Source organism: uncultured Coprobacter sp. (assembly GCF_947855755.1).
Lineage (GTDB): Bacteria > Bacteroidota > Bacteroidia > Bacteroidales > Coprobacteraceae > Coprobacter.
The window spans coordinates 1-22,074 of sequence record NZ_CANUAR010000032.1; the positions used below are offsets into that span (position 1 = coordinate 1).

General features: G+C 45.4%; 20 protein-coding genes and 1 pseudogene. 15 read left to right on the plus strand and 6 right to left on the minus strand.

The genetic code is table 11. The annotated features are described in order from the left end of the window. From Q0093_RS13445 to Q0093_RS13465, 6 genes and pseudogenes are all read left to right on the plus strand, one after another. Positions 1-539 (plus strand): metallophosphatase (locus Q0093_RS13445; protein WP_297931425.1); only part of this gene is annotated, 539 nt, incomplete at its 5' end. Position 540: 1 nt separating this feature from the next. Next, positions 541-624: pseudogene (locus Q0093_RS14885) on the plus strand (metallophosphatase); the annotation flags it as partial. 84 nt (positions 625-708) lie between these two features. Then, positions 709-2,025: a hypothetical protein gene (locus Q0093_RS13450; protein ID WP_297931427.1), complete on the plus strand. Its 1,317-nt coding sequence runs from the start codon at positions 709-711 to the stop codon at positions 2,023-2,025. A 228-nt stretch (positions 2,026-2,253) separates the two neighbouring features. Continuing rightward, the gene (locus Q0093_RS13455; RefSeq protein WP_297931430.1) at positions 2,254-3,324 is read left to right on the plus strand and encodes an HNH endonuclease domain-containing protein; all 1,071 of its coding nucleotides are present in this window, start codon (positions 2,254-2,256) and stop codon (positions 3,322-3,324) included. A gap of 6 nt (positions 3,325-3,330) precedes the next feature. Beyond that, complete coding sequence (locus tag Q0093_RS13460; RefSeq protein ID WP_297931433.1) at positions 3,331-4,194, plus strand: bifunctional class I SAM-dependent methyltransferase/HIT family protein; 864 nt, start codon at positions 3,331-3,333, stop codon at positions 4,192-4,194. Positions 4,195-4,233: 39 nt separating this feature from the next. Further along, the gene (locus tag Q0093_RS13465; RefSeq protein WP_297931436.1) at positions 4,234-5,070 is read left to right on the plus strand and encodes a hypothetical protein; all 837 of its coding nucleotides are present in this window, start codon (positions 4,234-4,236) and stop codon (positions 5,068-5,070) included. Between the two features lie 92 nt (positions 5,071-5,162). On the opposite strand, the gene Q0093_RS13470 is transcribed toward Q0093_RS13465, so the two are convergent. Together Q0093_RS13470 and Q0093_RS13475 are read right to left on the minus strand one after the other, a co-directional pair. Then, on the minus strand, positions 5,163-6,254 hold the full coding sequence (locus Q0093_RS13470) for an HNH endonuclease signature motif containing protein (RefSeq protein ID WP_297931439.1): 1,092 nt from the start codon (positions 6,252-6,254) through the stop codon (positions 5,163-5,165). Between the two features lie 54 nt (positions 6,255-6,308). After that, a complete protein-coding gene (locus tag Q0093_RS13475; RefSeq protein ID WP_297931442.1) occupies positions 6,309-8,447 on the minus strand; it encodes a DNA/RNA helicase domain-containing protein in 2,139 nt (712 codons plus the stop codon). A gap of 410 nt (positions 8,448-8,857) precedes the next feature. Here Q0093_RS13475 and Q0093_RS13480 point away from each other — a divergent pair, with 410 nt between their 5' ends. Further along, a complete protein-coding gene (locus tag Q0093_RS13480; protein ID WP_195597065.1) occupies positions 8,858-9,991 on the plus strand; it encodes a site-specific integrase in 1,134 nt (377 codons plus the stop codon). A gap of 166 nt (positions 9,992-10,157) precedes the next feature. On the opposite strand, the gene Q0093_RS13485 is transcribed toward Q0093_RS13480, so the two are convergent. From Q0093_RS13485 to Q0093_RS13500, 4 genes are all read right to left on the minus strand, one after another. Further along, on the minus strand, positions 10,158-11,216 hold the full coding sequence (locus Q0093_RS13485; RefSeq protein ID WP_297931447.1) for an acyltransferase family protein: 1,059 nt from the start codon (positions 11,214-11,216) through the stop codon (positions 10,158-10,160). 293 nt (positions 11,217-11,509) lie between these two features. After that, complete coding sequence (locus Q0093_RS13490; RefSeq protein WP_297931450.1) at positions 11,510-12,073, minus strand: flavin reductase family protein; 564 nt, start codon at positions 12,071-12,073, stop codon at positions 11,510-11,512. A gap of 3 nt (positions 12,074-12,076) precedes the next feature. Next, positions 12,077-12,916, minus strand: a complete 840-nt coding sequence (locus Q0093_RS13495; protein ID WP_297931453.1) for an aldo/keto reductase — start codon at positions 12,914-12,916, stop codon at positions 12,077-12,079. A 20-nt stretch (positions 12,917-12,936) separates the two neighbouring features. Beyond that, a complete protein-coding gene (locus Q0093_RS13500) occupies positions 12,937-13,617 on the minus strand; it encodes a flavodoxin (RefSeq protein WP_297931456.1) in 681 nt (226 codons plus the stop codon). Positions 13,618-13,911: 294 nt separating this feature from the next. Here Q0093_RS13500 and Q0093_RS13505 point away from each other — a divergent pair, with 294 nt between their 5' ends. The 8 genes from Q0093_RS13505 (at position 13,912) to Q0093_RS13540 (ending at position 22,066) form a co-directional block, all read left to right on the plus strand. Then, entirely contained in the window at positions 13,912-15,009 is a 1,098-nt protein-coding gene (locus tag Q0093_RS13505) for an alpha/beta fold hydrolase (protein ID WP_274225729.1), read from the plus strand. A 120-nt stretch (positions 15,010-15,129) separates the two neighbouring features. Further along, complete coding sequence (locus Q0093_RS13510; protein WP_297931464.1) at positions 15,130-16,131, plus strand: aldo/keto reductase; 1,002 nt, start codon at positions 15,130-15,132, stop codon at positions 16,129-16,131. Between the two features lie 4 nt (positions 16,132-16,135). Beyond that, positions 16,136-17,401 (plus strand): MFS transporter, encoded by a 1,266-nt coding sequence (locus tag Q0093_RS13515; protein WP_297931467.1) that lies wholly within the window; start codon positions 16,136-16,138, stop codon positions 17,399-17,401. A gap of 4 nt (positions 17,402-17,405) precedes the next feature. Beyond that, a complete protein-coding gene (locus Q0093_RS13520) occupies positions 17,406-18,410 on the plus strand; it encodes an aldo/keto reductase (protein WP_297931471.1) in 1,005 nt (334 codons plus the stop codon). A gap of 11 nt (positions 18,411-18,421) precedes the next feature. Then, positions 18,422-19,135 (plus strand): dihydrofolate reductase family protein, encoded by a 714-nt coding sequence (locus tag Q0093_RS13525; protein ID WP_297931473.1) that lies wholly within the window; start codon positions 18,422-18,424, stop codon positions 19,133-19,135. Positions 19,136-19,138: 3 nt separating this feature from the next. Continuing rightward, complete coding sequence (locus Q0093_RS13530) at positions 19,139-20,203, plus strand: alpha/beta hydrolase (RefSeq protein ID WP_297931476.1); 1,065 nt, start codon at positions 19,139-19,141, stop codon at positions 20,201-20,203. A 66-nt stretch (positions 20,204-20,269) separates the two neighbouring features. After that, positions 20,270-21,379, plus strand: coding sequence for an alpha/beta hydrolase (locus Q0093_RS13535; protein ID WP_297931478.1), 1,110 nt, complete (start codon positions 20,270-20,272; stop codon positions 21,377-21,379). 3 nt (positions 21,380-21,382) lie between these two features. Beyond that, positions 21,383-22,066: a flavodoxin family protein gene (locus Q0093_RS13540; RefSeq protein WP_297931480.1), complete on the plus strand. Its 684-nt coding sequence runs from the start codon at positions 21,383-21,385 to the stop codon at positions 22,064-22,066. The last annotated feature ends 8 nt before the right edge of the window (positions 22,067-22,074 follow it).

Consider the following 22,074-nt stretch of genomic DNA (forward strand, 5'->3'; position numbering starts at 1 on the left):
ACTTCAACCACACCAATATCATCAGGTTCTGCAACAGGCCTTTCAAGGATGTATCACACATGAATGAAACGATTATTTCCAACTGGAACCGCGTGGTCGGTCCGGAGGATATCGTGTTTCGCTTGGGCGATTTCTGTCTGAGCGGTTCTGCCGAATGGGTAAACGTACGGAACAGGCTGAACGGGAAAATATACCTTATTTCCGGCAACCACGACATCAAGAACCTGAGGCAGAATTACACGAAATACTTCGAGCAGATAACGATGCAGATGTATATCGAGGTGGATAAACAGAAGATTTATCTGAATCACTGTCCGTTCCTCTGCTATGGCGGCTCATACGATGACACCTGGCAGCTTTTCGGACACGTGCATACCCGAAGGAACAATACCGGAAAGGATGCTTCTCGACTGAGTATGCTTCTTCCGACACAATATGATGTCGGAGTGGACAACAACGATTTCACACCGGTCTCTTTTGCACAGGTAAAGGCAATCATAGGGAAACAGATTGAACAATCAAGGAAAGGAGAACAGTAAGATGAAGATACAATACATGAGTGATCTGCACATGGAGTTCCAAGAGAACAGCAGATACTTGAAAAATAATGAATTGCCTGTAACCATATGGGATATGTTTTTGAAGATGAACACCTGATGAACGGATTTGATCCGGCCAGGTTTATTGAAATTTAATGGACATACAGAAATGAACGAAAGAAAGATTATAGATAGAAAGTTCTTTACCGATTTGGCGAAGGAGGTCGGCCTGAATGCTTCGCATTTGGAGGCGTTGGGCGAAAGCCGTCAATGGGAGATTGTTGGTGGTGGCGATATGCTTGAACGGCTTGTTGAGATTCAACATCGGTTCGAGCAGCTGGCCGTAATGGGCGACGATGAGTGCCGGGGATTCCATATCGAAGTGCCACGGCCTGTGCCGGAAGAGTGGGGGGATGCCGAGGAATTGATCGCTTCGAGGGAATATGACAGTCGGGAGGCGTTCCTTGCAGATTGGCTTGCATTCAACCCTATGGAGACCAGGTGGTTCCATGTTGCTTCGAGCCGATACGGGGATTCCCGGTCAATCCGTGTTACGGACCGGAAGCACACCCATTTTATCATTACGAATCGTTCCAAGTGTACGGATGCAGAACCAAATGATACGTGGTGTAGGGAGAATCTAACCCGCCTCTTCGATTATCTGGAACGGATGATTGATGTCATTGTCGCAAATCCCGACGGGTTCAACGATTACGTGGCGCATAACCTGCCGTACCAGCAGCGCATAGGACGGATCTCACAAAAGGAATTTAACCGCATTGTGCCGAATTTCAAAATTGAGGTGGAAGATCGGGATATGGCCATCAAGGCATTGGAGGACTCGGTGCACGGGTATTCTGCCCCTCTTTTTGAAACCATGACCATCCGAAGGTATTGCACATATTACCGCATTGCCAACGAGGTGTACGAAGCTTATCACCGGAAGCGTGGATTCAGGGGACGCATCTATACAGATCCGCAGGATGTTCCTGAAGAACTGCGTGATGTGGTCTATTACAAGCGGAAGAAGTTCGTTTATGTGACGGAAATGTATGACATTGACAGTCCGGAGGATTTCATGCGGTTCGCAACTGACCACTATGGTGAACTGGGGCTTTCACGCCTGAATATCTTTGCCTCACACGATCGGCAACAGGGATGGGAAATAGTCGTTTCCAACAGTTATTCTGCCAATGCCGGATTGGCAATTGAAGTGGCGACAGCTTTGTATAAGGCCGGGGCACCGCTACTGATATATGACGCAGAGAAACTCCTGAGAATCCTGCTCGAAGAGGATTATGTACGTCTAGTCCCCGACTCATATCACAATTATATGGGTTATCAGGAAGAAGGCTCTGTCTACGAACTGCCATGGGAATACGAATGCTCTGACGATGGCGATTCGTCTCTGACTTGGGAACAATATCAAGAGATTGTCTCACTTACAGAATGGCAGCCGGAGGAGCAGGTTAAACCTATCGCTTAGCGGATTCGTGGTAATTGTTAGCTTGGCTTATCTCTATGCGGGGGCGTATAGGAGAAAGCCAAGTTCTTTATTTGTTTTGATAGGGTTGATAGAATGATGTAGAGATGGTATTCCTATGATCTCGAATATTGTATCACTAAATTATGATATGGCAATTTTTCAAAAGATGAAAATTGGCGACTGAAAATATTCCGTTATCTTTGTAGATAAGGCAATTAAATATTTTATATGCAAATACCTCAATCCTACATATTGACGACCAAATACCTAAACCGAGTGTTTGACAAGACTGTGGCGACCTATAAATATTATTGGTTTCTCGGTATCCTTGACTTGTGCGTAAAGCATGGGAAAACGAGGATGAATGTATGGGATATTATGATTACAATGGTGGCTAACGCCTGGTATCCGGTAATCTATTTCCGTCTTTCTTTTGGAAAGTCGGAATCCCTTTATGAGGCGATATGGGCTTTGCAAAAAGAGTATAACATTCCCATCAATATCAGTATCCGAGATTTGACGGATTTGTTGCATGAGCTTGTCCAGAGGGCGGATGTCCGAAAACGGTTGAATTTCCTGCAAATGAACGTCCCTTTCCGCTTCTTGCGTCCTTGGATTGATACATCCGATGATCGTCAGACGGTGGTCCGCTCCCAGTCGTTCGAGAACGGTTGCCTTTATAAATTGGAGAAACAAGACGGAACGTTATGGATTGATATGAACCCTGCATGGCTGGATTATTTGAGAGAGAATTATGATATTTTGAGCGCTTTTGCCTATTGGGGATTGTCGGGCTTCTTGCAGACGAGAAATCCCAACGTGCCAGCTATACCCACTAAGTTAGTGAAACGTGAGGAACGGAACTCCTTATCCGCGCAACATAAATTTTGGAATACGGCCATAAAGCGTGGTATGGAAGTTAGATGTCCGTATACTGGAAACCTATTAGAGGAACGTATGTATGACTTGGATCATTTTATTCCGTGGAGTTTCGTCTCCCATGACCTGCTTTGGAATCTGATGCCAGCCGATCCGAGTATCAATAGTTTCAAGAGCAACAATCTGCCCGACCTGAATCTATATCTCCCGAAGTTGGCGATAGCCCATCAGGCTGCTTTGCGTATCAATCTGAATGTGGGAAAGCAAGAAAAGTTGTTGGAAGACTATCTTTCTTTGGGGCATACGCCGCAGGAAATAGTTTCGATGGATAAAGAACATCTATTTGACTGTTTTTTCCAGACATTCACGCCGATGCATCAGATAGCCTTGAATATGGGATTTGAAACTTGGAAATACTAAACGATTATGGCACTAGAGAAAATCAACCATCCTTACTTGACGGCTATTAGACGCACGGACTTGTCTATCCCTGTTCGTTATCTTCTGAAACACGATTTGCTGAAGGGGCGTATCCTTGATTTCGGTTGTGGTTTCGGATATGATACAGATGAGTTGAAACAGCGTGGATATGACATTACTGGGTATGATTATTATTATCGCACGGAATACCCTGAAGGCAAATTTGACACCATATTTTGTGTCTATGTGCTGAATGTGTTGGAGCCGTATGCCCAAGCTGAGGTGATGATGAATGTTTCTAATCTTCTTTCACCAAAAGGGACTGCCTATTTTGCCGTTCGGCGTGATTTAAAAGAGGAGGGATTCAGGCTTCATGCCATTTATCGGGAATATACCTACCAATGTAATGTCCGTTTACCTTTTTTGAGCTTGGATCGCAATTCGAGTTATGAGCTTTATCAATACAATCATTTCAATAAACTTCCACGGCAAGAAGGAGAAAAGTGTCCCTTCTGTCGTTTGTCGCGCAGGGTGGAGGTGATTTGCGAGACGGCCACGTGCGTGGCTTTCTATGACGGTTACCCTGTTTCACCCGGGCATGCTCTGATAATTCCCAAACGTCATGTCGCCTCCTATTTCGATTTGACCAATCATGAGCGAGAAGCGATTAATGTAATGCTCCAGTATGTGAAGCAAAAGGTGGACGAGCGTTATCACCCTGACGGGTATAATGTCGGAATCAACGTCAATGAAGCTGCCGGCCAGTCGGTGTTTCATGTCCATATGCATCTGATCCCTCGTTATAAGGGGGACGTGGAGAACCCAAAAGGTGGCATACGTGGGGTGATTCCAGAGAAACAAAGGTATTAATATATTTTATATCAGAGAATAACTTTAAATTCAGTTATAATGAAGAATAATAAAAGCATAAACGACATCACATTATTTCGATATTTGTTCAATCTCGATAACAGGAACTTACCTCAAAGTATTCTTAATTGGTATAATAACATAGGGAGTGTTGTTGATTCTAATAGAGAAAGTGCAATTAGAGAATTATCTAGGATAAAAGGTAACTGTCGTAATTTAGTGATTTTTTCAAAAACATTCATTGATACAATGGATAAATCTTATATGAAATTTACTCAATTTCATATGGATATTCTTAATGAATTAGATAATGAGAATGGAATTGTTCGTAGTCCATACTTTCTTGAAGGTTGCTATGTTGTGTACAGCATAAAAAATGGATGTCTAACATTATGGATATTTCAAGATAAAATTGACAAATATCTATCGATTCCAACATATTATATTTGTGTTTCGCCAAAGGATAAGATTAAAGGCGAAGGTCATCAGTTAGACTGTATGATTTTGCCTTTATTAGATAATTGCATGGAAGCTAATCTTAGAGACTATATTGATATGGTTTTGGATTATTTGTGTTTAAGACAATGGGCGGAAGTCCAATTGGGTAAAGTTTCAAGTACAGTGAAAAAAGAAATTAAGAAGAATAAGAAAACACAGGTAATAACAGAACCGGGGCTTGATTATTATCTATTTGATAGTAAATGGTACACTGAAATATGTAATGACGAATGTTTTCAGGTTAGTGGCCATTTTAGATTACAACCGTATGGTGATGGTACGAGAAGGCTAATATGGATAAACGAATACACAAAGAATGGCTATCATAGAAAAGCCACGATAGATAAAGTTAAAGATGGGGATATATCATTAAATTAATTGTCAAATAATAATGGAAGCTTAAAAGAAAACTACACAAATCCAGGTCTTATTATATATAGACACTTAAATAATTGATTTTAAGTAATCTATTAGCAATAATCTTCTGGCACATCCCCTCCAATCCATTCTTTTCCTAAGGATAGTGTGTAGTATTTTTTAGCACCATCTTCAGTGAAGAATGTACGAATACTTTCGTGTATGTAGAAACCATCTTCATATCTGATTTCTGTGAGAGTAAAATTCGTAACTCCGCTAGTTGTTGTAAGTACAGCTATATGTTTTTCGTCTAAAGAAAGTTCTGCTTTAATGACTTCTGAATGATAGTATTGGTTTTGGCAAAATACTGCTGTCGGAATTAAATTTGCTATGTAGTCTTGTAATGGCGTTTTTGTATGAGTGTTGGGACACAAAGGAAACTCTGTTGGGATTTTCCAATGTGCTTGTTTTGCTCCTGGCGTTAGAGATTCTTTGAGTGAGAGTTGTTCTTCGTAGTGTCTGGCAGTTTCAGCTTCGATTTCAGCCCGTTGCTGAGCATATGATTTATGTGTCTCTTTTGAATCCCAAGCTAGATTCCAAGATGATCCGAATCCGCTGTCTGGGCTGTCTTTGTAGATCCATTCCCCGATTCCTTTGCTTTCATTTGATGATTTTGGGGTAGTGTTATCTTCCGTTGCCCATCTTTCAAGATTTTTAAGGCATTTTGCTGCCTCTTCTTTTGATACAGTACGCATCCAGCCGGTATTGGGATCTGATGCAGATTCACGCAGAATGGAGGGATTCTCTAAAAAAGCCTCGATTGAACCACATAAATATTTGATTTTATTTCTGGTTATGGGGTTGTTGAGAGCATTCTCCAACCGAGTAACCCATGCAAGATTTTCGGGACGATTGTTACATCTGTTCGTATCTTTGTGATCGATGACCATATGTGGATCATCAGGCGTTCCATGAAACGCTGTTGTGACGATTTGATGAACGCGAACTCCACCATAGAGCATATAACCTGTTTTATTGTCTTTGGACCCAAAGGTCCATATACAGTCCAGTCTGGAGGGGCGGCAATCTTTTTTGGGATGCCGGTATATTGCACCGTTATCTCGAACGGAATAATGGCGTTCTTTGAAATCGCATTCTCGAATCTCGCTGTATTGAGATAATAATTCTTGAGGTGAGGCTTCCATAAATGGTCTTTTGTGAGTGCCCTATCTAATAAAGACACATGATTAATTATTCGATTATATCTCCTCCAACCCTATTGATTTGAGGTATTCGTAAGTACCGTTATAAAACTCAGGTAGTCTGGTCGCATCTTCCGGGAAACCGCCGATGGTTTTGTTGGGATTGCCTTCTGGGATGCAGATGACCATGCCGATGCGGGCTCGTGTCAGGAGGACGCGGTAAGCATTCAACATATATCTCCTTCGCTCAATGCTGCTTTCGGTATGGCCTGTCTCTTCGCGCCAGGCCGTCCGGCCGTTGAAGTTATAATATCGCCACTGTCCGTTTTCGCATCTCAGGTCAGCATCCCACAGGACGCAGGTGTAATCCAGTTCGAGACCTTGAACCTGAATTTCAGTTGCGGCATCCTCGAGATAGTTGGACGAACGAATATCGTTTTTGTCCTCCAGAAACCAGTGTACGGCATTTTCGTCGCCTTGATTCAAAATATCGATGGCCAATGGTTTGAACCGTGCGGCCGCCTTGCTAACCAGCACACCTGATCGTTGCGAACCTCGAGTGTTCTTGCGCAGCCAGGCCCTTGCCTTGGCCATATCTCTTGTCAGTACAATCGGATAGCGTTCTTTTATCGTGTTGTACCATGTAGAAGCATCCGGATTGAAAGAGAGTAAAGAGTGTACGAAGGCGGAGAGATTCTCGGCTCTGAACGAACGCAGACTAACTCCCAGATGAAGTTCCCGAGAAAACGTGACCTTGTCATTGTTGGCTAAAAGTTCATTGACTCGACCTTCGGCATATTCCGCTTCGGTCAGTTTGTCAGAGATATAGATTCGCCAGTGTGTGAATTTCTCGTTAAGTGCCTTGAGCCATTCTGAGATGCCTGCTTCTCCGGTATTGATCTCCTGACCGCCGCCTACCAGACATACGATCGTTGCCCAGTCTTCCCGCTGATCCAAAGACCAAATTAGGAATGCGGCTTCAGAGTAGGGGAAGTTCGGCACCTTGAGTTTGTTCCCATAGGTACCGCCTCGTTTAAGGTAGTCTGCGAGTCTTTTATGTGTCCATGAACGCTGGGCTTCGTCAAAGATGGCCACATGCTCCACTTCTCCGTAGCCGGACTTTGCTAGCTTCATTGCTTTCTGCGGGTCAATCTCGAGGACTCCGTTCTCAACGGGATTCTTGATCTTGTCCAGCATGTTGTCGCGGTAGCGGTGAATCATCTGTATGAACTTGCCGACCTCCCTCCGAGAGTCCGACATATTCTTTTTCTCGCCTAGAGCTTTGCATTTTTTCTGATTGTCAATGGCTAAAGCCTCGGTAAGCACAGCGACCAGTGGTCCGTTGCCGGATAGGTAGACTGCACCCTCGTCTTCGATCAATTTATCGCCATTCTGATAGGACTGTTTGACGGCAATGTCCAATCCGACCAGCGTCTTTCCCGCTCCGGGTACGCCGGTTACAAAGCAGATGCTCTTCTCTCCTTTCTCACGACTTGTCTTGATTACATCGAGGATATATGCAATGGTGCGGTCGGTCGATACCTTGTCAGCTTCGTGGCGGGTAATGTCCTCTACCGAGTGGTTTTCATAGAGCTTCTTTGCCGCCTCGATGATGGTCGGGGTGGGGGAATAAGGACTAATAATCCAGTCGGCTCCTAAGCTGGGATCCGGGGCCATCGCTTTAGCATGAGCCAGAACATCCGCAATAAGTTTTTGCAATCCGTTGGCTCCAGTCACCAATGGGTTGTATATGGAATCATCGTATACTGAGGGAATGAACTCGCTTGAACTTGTTCGGAATCGAGTAGGTACGAGAATCGGGATAATGATTCTGTTTTGGCTCATCAAATGAAAGTTTTTCAGGTCAAGGGCATAATCCAGGACCTGTTCTATGTTGGATTGAAGCATGTCCCGCTCTCCGACCTTGAACTCGAGGCAGAAGATCAATCCACGGAGCAGCAGAACGACATCGATCCGTTTTCCGAGGCGTGGAATGTCGTACTCGAATATCACTTGTTCATCTTCATCCTTCCACGGTTGCAGAACCTCCTGCATGATGTGAATCTCGTTGACCCACGTTTCATTGGTTGTGGTAAGTGCAGCCCCGTGGTAATTGTTCACGAAACGTCCTAACAGCGCCTCGGGGGACAACTGCAGGAACTCGCGGATTGTGGAATTATATAGACAACGTGCCATATCTGTGTATTAATAATCAAAGCGCTGATGATGTCGCAACGCAATATAATGGGCTGCATTCAGCATATTGATTTGAAATATACAAAGTTAAGACAATTACAACAAATATGTCTTATATTTGCTGTGGAATATACGATCGATATGTAAAAAAGATGCAAAATAGGAAGTGACACTTTATAAATTTTCCAGATTTATATAGTAAACGTGTAAAACGAAAACAAAGCCCAATAAAATGATAATAAAACAGCTATATATCAGGTATTTATATTTGAATTTATGTTTTCAGTTGCTTTCTCTATTTTCTGTAATTTGGCTCTTATTTGGTACATTTTTGTTTCTTGTTTGTTTCTCAATATAGATTATTCTTTCTACATTTGTGGCAGAAACAATAAGTAAAAGAAGGAGGAATTATGCCACGAGTAAAGAAGCCTGCTAAAGTCAAAGAACCAATCCGTCTTCGGATGAAAGAATTAGCCGATGGGAGCAAAAGTCTCTATTTGGATATATACCGTGACGGTAAGCGAACCTATGAGTACCTCAAGATGTATATCATTCCGGAAACAGATAACAACGCTCGTAAACAGAACCAGGTAACAATGAATGCCGCTAATGCCATCAAGTCGAAGCGTATCATCGAACTGACCAATGGTGAGGCTGGTATTGAAAACCGGGAAAAGGTTTTTCTTTTGGACTGGATGGAGACCTACAAAGAGAATCAGGCGAAACGAGGCAAAAAGGATGGCGACCAAATCAAGGTAACTATCCGCATATTGAAAGATTTTGCCGGAGAGCGAATGACGATGGATCAGATTGACAAAGCCTTTTGTCAGGAGTATATCGACTATCTACTGACGGAATATCGTCCAAAGGGTAAGCGGGTAACTAACTTTACGCTCCACACTTATTACCGTATCTTGAATGGAGCTTTGAATGCTGCTGTCCGTGCAGAAATTATCAAGGTGAATCCTTTTACCAAAATAAACAACTCGGATAAGATTCGGTTGCCGGAAAGTAAACGATCGTATATGACCATTGAGGAAGTAAAGGCATTAATCGCTACTCCCATGAAAAATGAAGCCGTAAAACACGCTTATTTGTTCTCCTGTTTCTGCGGATTACGTGTGAGCGATATTATCGGCTTGAAGTGGAAAGATGTATTTATTGATAGAGGGCAATACCGTCTGGCTGTGTCCATGCAAAAGACCAAAGAACCAATTTATTTGCCTCTTTCTCCCGAAGCATTGAAATGGATGCCGGAACGTGGGGATAAGATGGCAGAAGACCATGTATTTGATCTGCCAAACCCGTCGATGATGAACCTGCTTATCAAGCCTTGGGCAAAAGCGGCAGGAATTGACAAACGATTTACATTTCACACCGCGCGACATACATTTGCCACAATGATGCTGACACTCGGTGCAGACCTCTACACTACCTCTAAGTTGCTTGGTCATGCCGATGTTAAAATGACGCAAGTGTACGCCAAGATTATCAATCAGAAGAAAGATGATGCGGTAAATTTGGTAAATGGATTGTTCGACTAATACTGGAGTCTATATAGCAATAAAGAAACATGATAATGGAAACGTTCCCGTTTTACTTATTAACTTCTATGAATACAAAAAGAATTTGGTTTACTTTGGTCCGGGTATATATAAGAGAAAGACCAAAGTAAACCTTTCAATATAAATTTCCTTCCAAATCCATATATTATTTCCTCTGTTCGAATAATATTCTGCTTTTACACCATAGTAGAAGCCTCTTGTATTCCCATGCAAACAATATGCTTAGCAATATATATCCCAAAATAGACAGACAAGGGAAATCTTGGTTTATTCCAAGCATACATGACCTGACTATCGGATGAGTGACGAATAAAAAGGCAGAAATACCTCCGAGCCATTTAAGGGAGACATAAAGTTTATTATTTGAATGCAAAACCCTTACCAACGGTAAAACTGCGATCGTCACGAGACCGAACGTCAGTAGCCATAAATACTGATTAAAGCAGCATACAATAAAAAGGATAAAGACAACTGCCGCCATACTTCCCGTCGGGAAAAAGTTTCTTCGTGCAGCTATGATTCCTAATGCGAAAGGAAGTACGGAACCAATAAAATTGAATCTGAAGTATTCCAACAAATCTGTACTCCTGATAATGCCGATTGCCGTAGCCTGAACCATTATGCACACTACCGTTAGAAGAACGAGAGGTCTTATATTTCGATGATAGACAAAAACATAGTAAATAACATATAACTGGACTATCAGTGAAAAGAACCACCATGGTCCATGAAAAATATATGGTTCCGGATGTAGATTGCCTGCAAAGCCTGTCATCAATGCCAGGTCAAACCAATGTTCCTGAAAATAAGAAGGGTCTTTTATGCCAAGGAAAAGAAAATGAGGGATTAATAACGGTAGCAGAAGCAGCCAAAGTTTGCCGGCATGCCTCCTCATAAACTCCCGAAATTTTAAGGAGACCTCCTTTTTCTCATATTTCATGACCAGACCATATCCACTTAGAAAAACGAATACCGGTACTCCATAATGCCCGTAGTGGGAAATCAAATCCAGGAATAAACCGGAATCAAATTCAAGGAAACTATTTATAAGTTCCTTATTTCTTTCAGGATAATATACATGCTGATTTTCAAGTACGACATTTGAAAATCGGTGAATATAATTATGCAAAATAATAATCAAGATGGATATACCTCTTAGCATGAGGGTATCATTCAAGGTCATTTGGTATTTCTCATTAATCATAAATTCCCTTTTTTCATATTTGAGATAAATAAACATCACGCTACGTCAGGGCTGTAACATAATAATGGCAGTATTGTAACCAGGGATATACCGGGTAGTAAGGAGTCGATGGCTGGTGAAAAGACCGCAATCGAGAGTCCGACTTTCCGGTCACGACCACACGCTATAATCAGTGTAAAGAGATGAAATGGCAGCCAGGTCTTCCATTTTCAAGTGAGATGAAAACACTGGGGTAAAAGTAAATTGCCTGAAACGGATAACGAGACTGCCATATACATTCGTCCGGTATAACCTTATCGATACTGCGCACCATCCTTAAACGCCTTGCCAACCACATCTCCGAGTACACGGTAAGAACGTAATACGGAATCGAACGAAATAGGCTGCAACTTTCCTAAATCCACTTTACCTTGTGTATTCAATATGGATTCATCAGCTTGCACATTTACAACCTCTCCCACGACGTGCATTTCTCCCAACGCCTCCTGCATTTCTACAACTTTACATTCGAGAGTCAGAGGATATTCGTCGATAACGGGTGCATCGACAAATTCGCTATGGGTAACGTGTACACCCGTTTTTTCAATCTTGTTTTTTTTGCGTCCGGAAACAAGACCGAAATAATCGGAAAGCACCAATGTTTCTACATTGGCAATACTTAATGTGAAGGCCTTTTTGTATTTCAGATTCTCGGTAGTCTTATGCCCAAGTGCGAGATTCAATGCAACATGATGATAACCGCATTGCCCTCCCCATGCCGCGTTCATAGCGTTGGGTGTACCTTGTTCATCGTAGGTTGCCACAATCAATACGGGCAACGGAGCGACTACGGGAGTATTACCTAAATTCTTTTTCATATATTACCTCCAGTCCATAAACATTCGTGCGGTCTCCGCATCGTGATGATCGAAGAAAAGACTTTTTCCCGTGTCGAGCGTGGCGATAGAAGCCATATCTTCGGCGGTCAGCTCGAAATCGAAGATGTCGATATTCTGCCGCATACGTTCGATATGCGTGGATTTTGGGATGATGATGACACCTCGCTGGATCAACCAGCGAAGAGCGACCTGTGCTACACTTTTGCCGTATTTCACACCGATTTCTGCAAGTAAGGGATTTGTGAAGAAGTTGTTGCGACCTTCGGCAAACGGGCCCCACGACATGATGCGCGTACCGAACTCCTCCATGATTTTTTGCGGTTCTATCTGTTGGTTGAACACGTGGGTTTCCACCTGATTGACGGCAGGAACAACATCCATGTTGCTGGCGATGTCGATGAAATGGTCGGAATAGAAATTACTTACACCGATAGCCCGCAATTTACCTTCCTTATATGCCTCTTCCAATGCCCGGTATGCACCGTAACGGTCGCAGAATGGCTGATGAAGCAACATCAGGTCGATATAGTCTGTCTGCAACTTGCACAGACTTTCGTCAATGGAGGCTTTAGCTTTTTCGTAACCATAGTTGGAAATCCATATCTTCGATACGAGAAAAATCTCCTTACGGTCGATTCCGCTTTTCTTTACGGCATTGCCGACACCCTCTTCATTGTGATAGGCTTGAGCCGTGTCAATCATCCGATAACCCACTTTCAAGGCATCGCTAACACATCGTTCACATTCGGATTCTGATACCTGATAGACGCCGTAACCCATTTGCGGCATTTCGACACCATTGTTCAATTTTACTGTTTTCATATTCCCTTTTATTAATAAGTTTATTCAATAACCCCGATTTCCCGTAGCCACGTTCCTACATTTTCTGCATTGATTCGTCCGCTCGTCAGCCCTTCACCGGTCAGGTGGGCAGCATCGGGCGTAAGTTCTGCAATGCGGGCGAGCGTTTCGTCTCGGTAAGTTGCCGAATAAGTGCAGAATGGCACGACGGTCTTACCGGAGAAGTCGTAGCTTTCGGCAAAGGTGGCGATGATCATCGGAGCTGTATGCCACCAAACGGGGCTACCGATGAAGATAACATCGTACTGTTCCCAATTTTCCACATTGTCGGCAATAGCCGGACGTGCATCGTTGTCCCGTTCTTCAAGGGCGACTTCCGTACATTCGGTATAGTCAGTAGGATAAGGAACTGTCGGCTCTATCCGAAAAAGATCGGCTCCGGTCTGGCTGGCAATCTCCTGCGCCATACGTTGTGTCGTCCCTCCCCAACTGAAATAGGCTACCAGAATTTTGCTGTCGCTTTCGGGAGTATCGGGATTCTCCCCCGGATTGTCGGGATTGTCCGGGTTATCAGGTCCTTCCTGATCGCCCGGTTCCTCCTCGTCCGGTGTTTCGAGTGTTTCAATACCCGGCATTTCAGGTTCATTTTCATCTTCGGGCGAGCAAGCTCCGAACATTGTGATGGTCATAGCCATCATCAGTAAAATCAAATACTTTTTCATACTTAACTATTATTTATGGTTTCAAGTTTTTATCCGACTGCAAAATTACGGACGTTCCTTCATTTGGTAGGAACAAAAAATACGGGTGTAATTACCATTTTTTCGGAAAATGAAATCAGGCCAATCGGGGTATCTGCACGAGAACATCAAAAAACCGAAATAATAGCATTTTCAACCGCAATTCTTGTAAAGCCTCGCTGAAAGGTTCTCTCTAACTTTGCAACATCAAAAATAAGGAAACAGATATCGTCCGATTTGATGGTTCTGTTTCGGTGAATAAAAATGAGAAAAGCAATGAGAAAGAAAAATTCACTAAAGCGATGGATGGCTTCAGCCATTTTGTTCAGTTTGTTTATATCATGCGGGCAAGACAGACGGGAACGGGTTGATAGTGAAGTGCTGGTGGTAAAGGAACAGGGAAGTTTCCTTGCCGGAGGAGCCGCCGTGACAACCCCAGGAATCTACAATGAAAATGACCCGACCAATCCTGCCGGACAGACACTCCACGGAGACCATGCGTATGTATTTTACCAGAAACCGCTTCATGCCCGTAAATACCCGCTGGTATTTCTGCATGGTAACGGAGAATCTTCAAAAACGTGGGAAACCACACCCGACGGGCGTGAAGGATTTCAAAATATCTTTCTACGGTTGGGATTCAGTGTTTATTTGGTTGATCAGCCTCGTAGGGGAAAAGCCGGGAGAAGTATAGTGTCCGATTCTATTTCTGCTTTACCGGAAGAAGCTTTCCAGTTTGAAATATTCCGTTTGGGTATATGGCCGGAGTTTTTCCCCGATGTTCAGTTTCCAAAAGATCCGCAGTCATTGGAACAATTCATGCGACAAATCACCCCGAATACGGGAGCTTTTGACAAGCATGTCGTAGCGGATGCAATGGCTGCCGTGTTCGACCGTACAGGAGAAGGAGTCTTGGTAACTCATTCTATGGGTGGAGGTCCCGGATGGCTGACCGTCATCAGAAACCCCAAAGTACGGGCGGTAGTCGCTTACGAACCGGGTAGTAGTTTTATTTTTCCTAAAGGAGAGGTTCCGGCTCCTATGCCGACCTCTTGTCCTTACGGAGCATTGACTGCTGATTCCGTATCACTGGAGCAATTCACTTCTCTCACGCGCATTCCTATCATTATTTATTACGGTGACAATATTCCTAAAGAGCCAACTGAACACTGGGGGCAGGACACATGGCGTGTACGCTTGGCAATGGCACGGCTTTTCGCAGAATGTATAAATCGCCATGGAGGAGATGCAAAAGTTGTCCACCTGCCAGAAATCGGCATAAAAGGTAATACGCATTTCCTGTTTTCCGATTTAAATAATTTGGAGATAAGCGACCTCATGTTCGATTTCCTGCATGAAAAAGGTTTGGATTGACCGGAAGATTCCATTATGACAGTGTAAAACCAGCTCAATTTACTTTTTTGCAATAAACAGATTATATAGGTAAATCTCTTTCTAACTGAAAGATTAACAAAAAAACAAATCAAGAAAATTATGAAGAATAGAGAATTAGGAAAAAGCGGATTATATGTATCCGCCATCGGATTGGGGTGCATGGGCATGAGCCATGCTTATGGTGCGCCTGCCGATAAACGGGAAATGTCGGAACTGTTGGCTAAAGCCGTAGAAATTGGTTATACATTCTTTGATACCGCCGAAACTTATGGTACGACAGAGAATCCTCACGATAACGAGGAACTATTGGGAAATGCCTTAAAACCGTATCGCAACCGTATCGTGATTGCGACAAAATTCGGACTTCGTTTCGATACGGAGAGCGGAAAGATTCCTTACCCGTTGATTACCGATTCACGCCCTGACACTATCCGTCGCAGCGTGGAAGGTTCCTTGAAGAGATTGCAGACCGACCATATCGACCTTTACTACCAGCACCGTGTGGATGCGGGTGTACCGCCCGAAGAGGTTGCGGGCGTAATGGCCGATTTGATAAAGGAGGGAAAAATCCTCCACTGGGGAATCTCGGAAGCCACGGAAGAGGTAATCCGCAGGGCACATAGTGTCTGCCCGATTACCGCCGTGGAAAACCGTTACTCCATGATGGCACGGCACTACGAATCGCTTTTTCCCGTGCTCGAAGAATTGGGTATCGGGTTCGTCCCGTTCTCTCCGCTTGCCAACGGCCTGCTCTCCGACCAATACACGGCTTCATCCCGTTTCGAGGCCGGAACGGATTACCGTGCTTCCATGCCGCAGTTCCGTCCCGAAAGTTTTGCGGAGAACCGGGAGTTGCTCGGACTGGTACGCCGTTTGGCCGAAGAAAAGAACGCCACCCCGGCACAAATATCCCTTGCATGGATGCTCTGCAAGAAAGCGTGGATCGTACCTATTCCGGGGACACGCAAGTTCAGCCGATTGCAGGAAAACGCCGGAGCCTCGGATATAGATCTGACAGCGGATGAGGTGAGACAGATAGACAAAGCATTGGACACGATGCGGATGTCGGCGGTATTCGGTGGAACAGCCATAAAATCTTGAAGCCATGAAGAAAGATACGACAAAAAGTTTATTCCTGTTCTGGCTTTGTGCCGTGTTGCTTTACTTTATTGCCAACCTGCAAAAAGTGGTAATGCCGGGTGCTATATTCAACGAGTTGCAGGAACATTTTTCGGCAACCGCAGGAAGTGTTACCGGCATCGGAGCGATATTCATGTACACGTATGCCATCAGCCAGTTGGTAGTCGGGTTGCTGGTGGATCGTTTCAGCGGTGCGCGTGTTATGGCTTGGGGAGGTCTGGTACTGTGCGGAGGCAGTCTCTTGTCCGCTGTCACGCCATCTCTTTGGCTGCTTTATGTCGCCCGCTTCATGGTGGGGTTCGGTGCTGCAAGTATCTATTTGAGTATTACAAAGGAAACGAGCCGCATCTATCCGAACAGCTTTGCCATGATGTTGGGCTTTGTCATGGTAGGCGGTTATTTGGGCGGAGTGATGGGCAATGCCCCTTTCATTGCCGGGGTACAGATGATGGGCTGGCAGCAGGCTTTGTTGCTGGTCGGGGGCATAGCAACCTTAATCTATCTCGCCTATGCCGGATTGAAATGCACGCTTCCCATGCCGGAAGTGGTACAGACCGCCAAATTCGACTACCATCGTTTTTTTGAAGTGTTGAAAGTACGCCAGAATATCCATATTCTCGTTTGCGGCGGTTTCCCGTTCGGGCTTTATTTCGCGATACAAAGCATCTTCGGTAAAAAATTCTTGGAAGATTATTCGGGTATGAATCCCGAAAGTGCCGGATGGGTTCTTACCGCATTGATGGTCATAGGTGCTGTCAATAGTCTGCTGGCTCCCGCTTTGAGCAAGATGTTGAAGAACCGTCGCCGTCCGTTGATGCTTTTCTCCGGTGTTGGAACCGCAGCCGCGTTTCTGTTGATTGTCGGTTGCCTGTTGTCGGGAGTTCATTTTCCGTGGTTGATAAGCGGTGCCTTTATTCTGCTTGCCTTTGCCGGAAATATCTCGCCGGTCATTGTCGCATTGGTACGCGAGTCGAATCGTAACGATATTTGGGGTGTGATGTTAAGCGTCTATGCCTTTCTGGCCTATATCGTGACAGCCGTTATCGGTCATTCCACGGGATGGATAATGGAGCTTTTCCCGCCGCAGGTGGTGGATGGAGTGCATATTTACGGCAATGATTCCTATTTAGCGGCATTTGCCGTATTGCTGGTCATCGCCTTGTTTGCCGCTTATAGCGGTTTCCGGTTAAAAGAATCGAACGGTAAGGATATTTCTAATGAAATCAAATAGCACAATGGAATACAGAGTATTAGGATTGAGCGGATTGAGAGTGTCCGCCATCGGATTGGGCTGCATGGGTATGAGCCATGCCTACGGGGAGCCTGCCGATACACATGAGATGAAAGAGTTGCTGGCGTATGCCGTGGATATGGGGTACACTTTTTTCGATACGGCTGAAGTGTACGGGACTCCCGACCGTCCGCATCATAACGAGGAGTTGCTGGGCGAAGCGTTAAGGCCGCTACGCAACCGGGTTGTCATCGCCTCGAAATTCGGTTTGAGATTCGATGCTCCCCAATCATCCGGGCCGCACGCATTGATACCGGATTCGCGTCCCGACATGATCCGTTATTCGGTCGAGGAATCGCTCCGTCGTTTACAGACCGACCGCATCGACCTCTATTACCAGCATCGTATCGATCCGAAGATTTCCCCGGAGGAGGTGGCCGGTGTCATGGCAGACCTGATACGGGAGGGTAAAATCCTCCATTGGGGCATATCGGAAGCAACGGAGGAGTATCTGCGTCGTGCCCATAAAGTCTGTCCCGTTACAGCCATTCAGAACCGTTACTCGATGATGGCGCGGTGGCACGAGAATCTGTTTCCCGTGCTCGAAGAGTTGGGTGTCGGATTCGTGGCATTTTCCCCGTTGGCGAATGGGTTATTGACGGATTGTTACACGGCCGACACACGATTCGACACCAAGACAGATTACCGTGCATCCATGCCGCAGTTCCGTCCCGAAAGTTTTGAACAGAACCAAAGGCTGTTCAGCCTTGTAGAGCGTCTGGCAGATGAATACCATGCCACACCCTCGCAAATCGCATTGGCGTGGATGATAAACAAGCATCCGTGGATCGTGCCCATTCCCGGCACGCGCCATCTTTCGCGATTGAAGGAGAATATCGGGGCTGTGGATATACACCTGACAACAGAGGAAATCCGGCGCATTGATGCGGAACTCGATACAATAGGCATGAGCGATGTGTTCGGAGGTTCCCCTATAAAAAGTAAATAGACAGAAGAAATATGAAACCAAAAGTAATATGTCATATCATGAGTTCCGTCGATGGGCGGTTACTCGACAATCGCTGGACGCAACCCTTCGGCGAAACGGATAAAACAGAGTTGTTGAAGGTTTACGCGGCTATCGGCCGTGAACTGAATACCGATGCGTGGATGTTCGGGAAAAACACGGTTTGCGCTGTATTTCCTGAAAAATCGAGCAAAGGGAATACCCCCTTCTCCGGAACCGCTTCTGTTTTCATGGGAGAGCGGCACTCCGAGAGAATGTTTATCGTGTCTGATCCCGACGGCGACATACTCTTCACCTCCTCCACCTTGCGTGGCGATAATATCCTCGTGGTTTTAGGCCGGAACGTCACGGAAGAATATCTCGCGTTCCTGCGCGGGATGCGTATCTCTTATGTTGTCGTGGAAGACGCAACCGATTTGCACGCGGGTCTTGAAGCGGCCAATCGTGAGTTCGGTATCCGTTCGGTATCGGTGCAGGGCGGAGGAATCTTGAATGGAGCTTTGCTGAAAGAGGGAGTTATTGACGAGTTAAGTTTAGTCGTTTATCCCGGAATCGACGGGCTTGCAGGTATTCCCTCTGTTTTCGAGTATATCGGGAATAAAACCGATTACCCGGCAAAAGGTCAAAACCTGCAACTTCTTTCGGTAGAACAACGGGAACACGGGGTTGTCTGGCTCCGATATAAATTTCACTTCAATAATAAATAGACTATGAAAAAGATGGTAGGAATAATGCTATTGCTTTGCTCGATAATGCCATTTATGGCTTGCACATCTACTGAAGACGAGCCTTATAAACCGGAGACAGAGCAACCGTCGGATGATCCGAACAATACTGAAGAAGAGGATAATGATACGACACCCGTTTACGGGCATCTGACCACGGCCAATACCGTGAGCGATGTTGTCAATCATGAGGCTTTTAACGGGTTCGGACGATTCATACTCCCGGCAGAGCGGAGCTATAACGATAATATGACATTGCAGAATGTGGCGAGTATGCTCCCGTATCATAATTACATAACGGGCGAAAGAGCGGTTGAAACCATCAACACGATGGTCGATTACGTGCATGACGGGAACACGCTCTTTTATGACATTTATTCGGATGCGGATAAGCAGGCGGATTCCCGGAAAAACAATACGGGACTGTTCTTTTTTCGGGGAGAACCCGGCAAACCGTTCGCAATCGTGTGTCCCGGTGGAGGTTTCTCGTATGTGGGAGCTATCCACGAGGGATTTCCGCTTGCCATCGCGTTGAGCAAGATGGGTTACAACGCCTTTTCCATCCAATACCGCACGGGCGGGGCGCAGGCCGCTTGCGAAGACCTTGCCGGGGCCATCGACTTTATTATGCGCCATGCCGAAGAGTTGCAGGTATCGACCGACGACTATTCGCTCTGGGGCGGTTCTGCGGGGGCACGTATGGCGGCTTATCTCGGCTCTTACGGGACGCAGGGGTTCATCAGTGCGGTACATCCGCGTCCGGCAACGGTCGTGATGGGTTATACCGGGCACTCCGATTATACGCGCAACGATCCCCCGACATACGTGGTTATCGGTGATAACGACGCCATCGCGAGCGCATCGGTCATGCGTCAGCGGGTGGAGAATCTTCAGGCCATAGGCATTGATGCCGAATTTCATCTGTTCCCGAATCTGCGACATGGGTTCGGATTGGGTATAGGAACGAGTGCAGAGGGCTGGGAAAAAGATGCAGTCGCATTCTGGGAAAAATACATTTCCCGTAAAAATGGAAAATCCAACCGTAAATAACGTAAGGGGAAATTGCCGGCCCCTTTCTACCTTTGCAATGTCCGTAAAACATATAAATAAATAATAATGAAAAAGATAATCACAACCGTATTGTGTGCGACAATGGCTGTATGCAATACATTAAATGCACAAGAGAATATGGAAAAGAAAGAGAAAATGCCGTCCACATACATGGATGTCAAAACAATTAAAAGTCACAACAGTAATCCGTGGGGATTGGTCTATAACGGTGCTATCACGGAAAACAAGGAGGGAGCGGTGAATATCCACTCCATCACTTACGAATTGAACGGCCTGAAAATCGCCGCCAATGTCTATACCCCCGCGGGATATGACCGGGCGAAAAGCTATCCCGCCCTTGTCATCGCCCATCCGAACGGTGGCGTCAAAGAGCAGGTCGCGGGATTATACAGTCAGCGTATGGCAGAGGCTGGTTATATCTGTCTTGCGTTTGATGCCGCTTATCAGGGAGCCAGTGAAGGGCAACCGCGCAGTACGGACAAGCCTGCCAACCGTATCGAAGACATCCATCGTGCTGCCGATATTCTGGCGCAATATCCGGGTGTCGATCCTGCCCGTGTCGGTATTCTCGGCATCTGTGGCGGTGGCGGCTATACGTTAAAAGCCGCGCAGACAGACAAGCGTTTCAAGGCAGTAGCCACGTTGAGTATGTTCAACACGGGACTGGTGCGCCGTAATGGTTTTCTCGATTCGCAGATAAACGAAGTTCAGCAGCGTCTTGCCGATGCCTGTGCCGCACGTCAGAAAGAAGCAGAAACCGGGGAACCCGAATATATTGGCGACATGAGCGGAATGACACCGGAACAGGCCGCAAAACTCCCCTTCGACCTTTACCGTGACGGATACGAGTATTATCTTCAAAGCCACGCGCACCCCAATTCTACATTCAAGTACACCAAAAGCAGTCTGGTAGATCTTATGGCATTCGACGCGAGCGAAGGAATGTATCTCATCAACCAACCGTTGTTGATGATTGCGGGAAGTATCGCGGACACGTTCTACATGACCGAACTGTGTTACAGCAAGGCCACGGGAACATCAGACAAGGAGTTGTTCCTTATTCCCGGCGCTACGCACATCAAAACTTATTTTGTGCCGGAATACGTGGAACAAGCCGTAGTTAAGCTGACGGATTTTTTCAACAAGAATCTGTAAGTTATGAGCCTGAAAATTAGTGAAATAGTATCATTTGTAGCCATAAGCCTCCTTGTCGGGGCTTTGGCTTCTTGTGGAAACAGCAAGCCTGAACGTGTACCGGAAGGATACCATATCAATTTTTCGGAAACATCGCCCAATCCGAAAGAACATAAGAGAGTGCTGGTCATTTCCGGAAGCCCCCGTAAAGGAGGTAATACCGATTTATTGTGCGACACTTTCGCACGCGGAGCGAAAGAGGCCGGTGGATATGTGGAGAAGGTGTTTCTTGCCGATTATAATATCGGCTATTTCTCGGAAGATGACGTGCAACGGGTAGGAAAGCGAGCAAATGAGGCCGGGGATGATGTCCCGATGCTCGTGGATAAGCTGGTAAACGCGGATGTGATTGTATTGGCAAGCCCTGTCTATTATATGAACATTACCGGACAGTTGAAAACTTTTATCGACCGCACATACGGACGTTATCGCGAAATGAAAGATAAGGAGTTTTTCTATCTTACCGCTTGCGCTGATGCTGAAGAGAGTACGGCGGATTGGGCGATAAACGGTTTTCGCGGCTTTGTAATGTGCCTTCCCAATCCCACGGAGCGTGGTATGGTTAAAGCAACCGGCATGGGGCGTAAGGGAGCTGTAAAAGGCAGCCAATACGAAACGGAGGCATATAATCTCGGAAAAAATATTTAACGAATAAA

Excerpts from the sequence above, each read along its gene's own strand:
- Q0093_RS13470 (WP_297931439.1), bottom strand. The coding sequence starts at position 6,254 with ATGGAAGCCTCACCTCAAGAATTATTATCTCAATACAGCGAGATTCGA.
- Q0093_RS13530 (WP_297931476.1), top strand. The coding sequence starts at position 19,139 with ATGAAAAAGATGGTAGGAATAATGCTATTGCTTTGCTCGATAATGCCA.
- Q0093_RS13500 (WP_297931456.1), bottom strand. The coding sequence starts at position 13,617 with ATGAAAAAGTATTTGATTTTACTGATGATGGCTATGACCATCACAATG.
- Q0093_RS13495 (WP_297931453.1), bottom strand. The coding sequence starts at position 12,916 with ATGAAAACAGTAAAATTGAACAATGGTGTCGAAATGCCGCAAATGGGT.
- Q0093_RS13490 (WP_297931450.1), bottom strand. The coding sequence starts at position 12,073 with ATGAAAAAGAATTTAGGTAATACTCCCGTAGTCGCTCCGTTGCCCGTA.
- Q0093_RS13450 (WP_297931427.1), top strand. The coding sequence starts at position 709 with ATGAACGAAAGAAAGATTATAGATAGAAAGTTCTTTACCGATTTGGCG.
- Q0093_RS13455 (WP_297931430.1), top strand. The coding sequence starts at position 2,254 with ATGCAAATACCTCAATCCTACATATTGACGACCAAATACCTAAACCGA.
- Q0093_RS13505 (WP_274225729.1), top strand. The coding sequence starts at position 13,912 with ATGAGAAAGAAAAATTCACTAAAGCGATGGATGGCTTCAGCCATTTTG.
- Q0093_RS13460 (WP_297931433.1), top strand. The coding sequence starts at position 3,331 with ATGGCACTAGAGAAAATCAACCATCCTTACTTGACGGCTATTAGACGC.
- Q0093_RS13480 (WP_195597065.1), top strand. The coding sequence starts at position 8,858 with ATGCCACGAGTAAAGAAGCCTGCTAAAGTCAAAGAACCAATCCGTCTT.
- Q0093_RS13540 (WP_297931480.1), top strand. The coding sequence starts at position 21,383 with ATGAGCCTGAAAATTAGTGAAATAGTATCATTTGTAGCCATAAGCCTC.
- Q0093_RS13525 (WP_297931473.1), top strand. The coding sequence starts at position 18,422 with ATGAAACCAAAAGTAATATGTCATATCATGAGTTCCGTCGATGGGCGG.
- Q0093_RS13465 (WP_297931436.1), top strand. The coding sequence starts at position 4,234 with ATGAAGAATAATAAAAGCATAAACGACATCACATTATTTCGATATTTG.
- Q0093_RS13520 (WP_297931471.1), top strand. The coding sequence starts at position 17,406 with ATGGAATACAGAGTATTAGGATTGAGCGGATTGAGAGTGTCCGCCATC.
- Q0093_RS13475 (WP_297931442.1), bottom strand. The coding sequence starts at position 8,447 with ATGGCACGTTGTCTATATAATTCCACAATCCGCGAGTTCCTGCAGTTG.
- Q0093_RS13485 (WP_297931447.1), bottom strand. The coding sequence starts at position 11,216 with ATGATTAATGAGAAATACCAAATGACCTTGAATGATACCCTCATGCTA.
- Q0093_RS13535 (WP_297931478.1), top strand. The coding sequence starts at position 20,270 with ATGAAAAAGATAATCACAACCGTATTGTGTGCGACAATGGCTGTATGC.
- Q0093_RS13510 (WP_297931464.1), top strand. The coding sequence starts at position 15,130 with ATGAAGAATAGAGAATTAGGAAAAAGCGGATTATATGTATCCGCCATC.
- Q0093_RS13515 (WP_297931467.1), top strand. The coding sequence starts at position 16,136 with ATGAAGAAAGATACGACAAAAAGTTTATTCCTGTTCTGGCTTTGTGCC.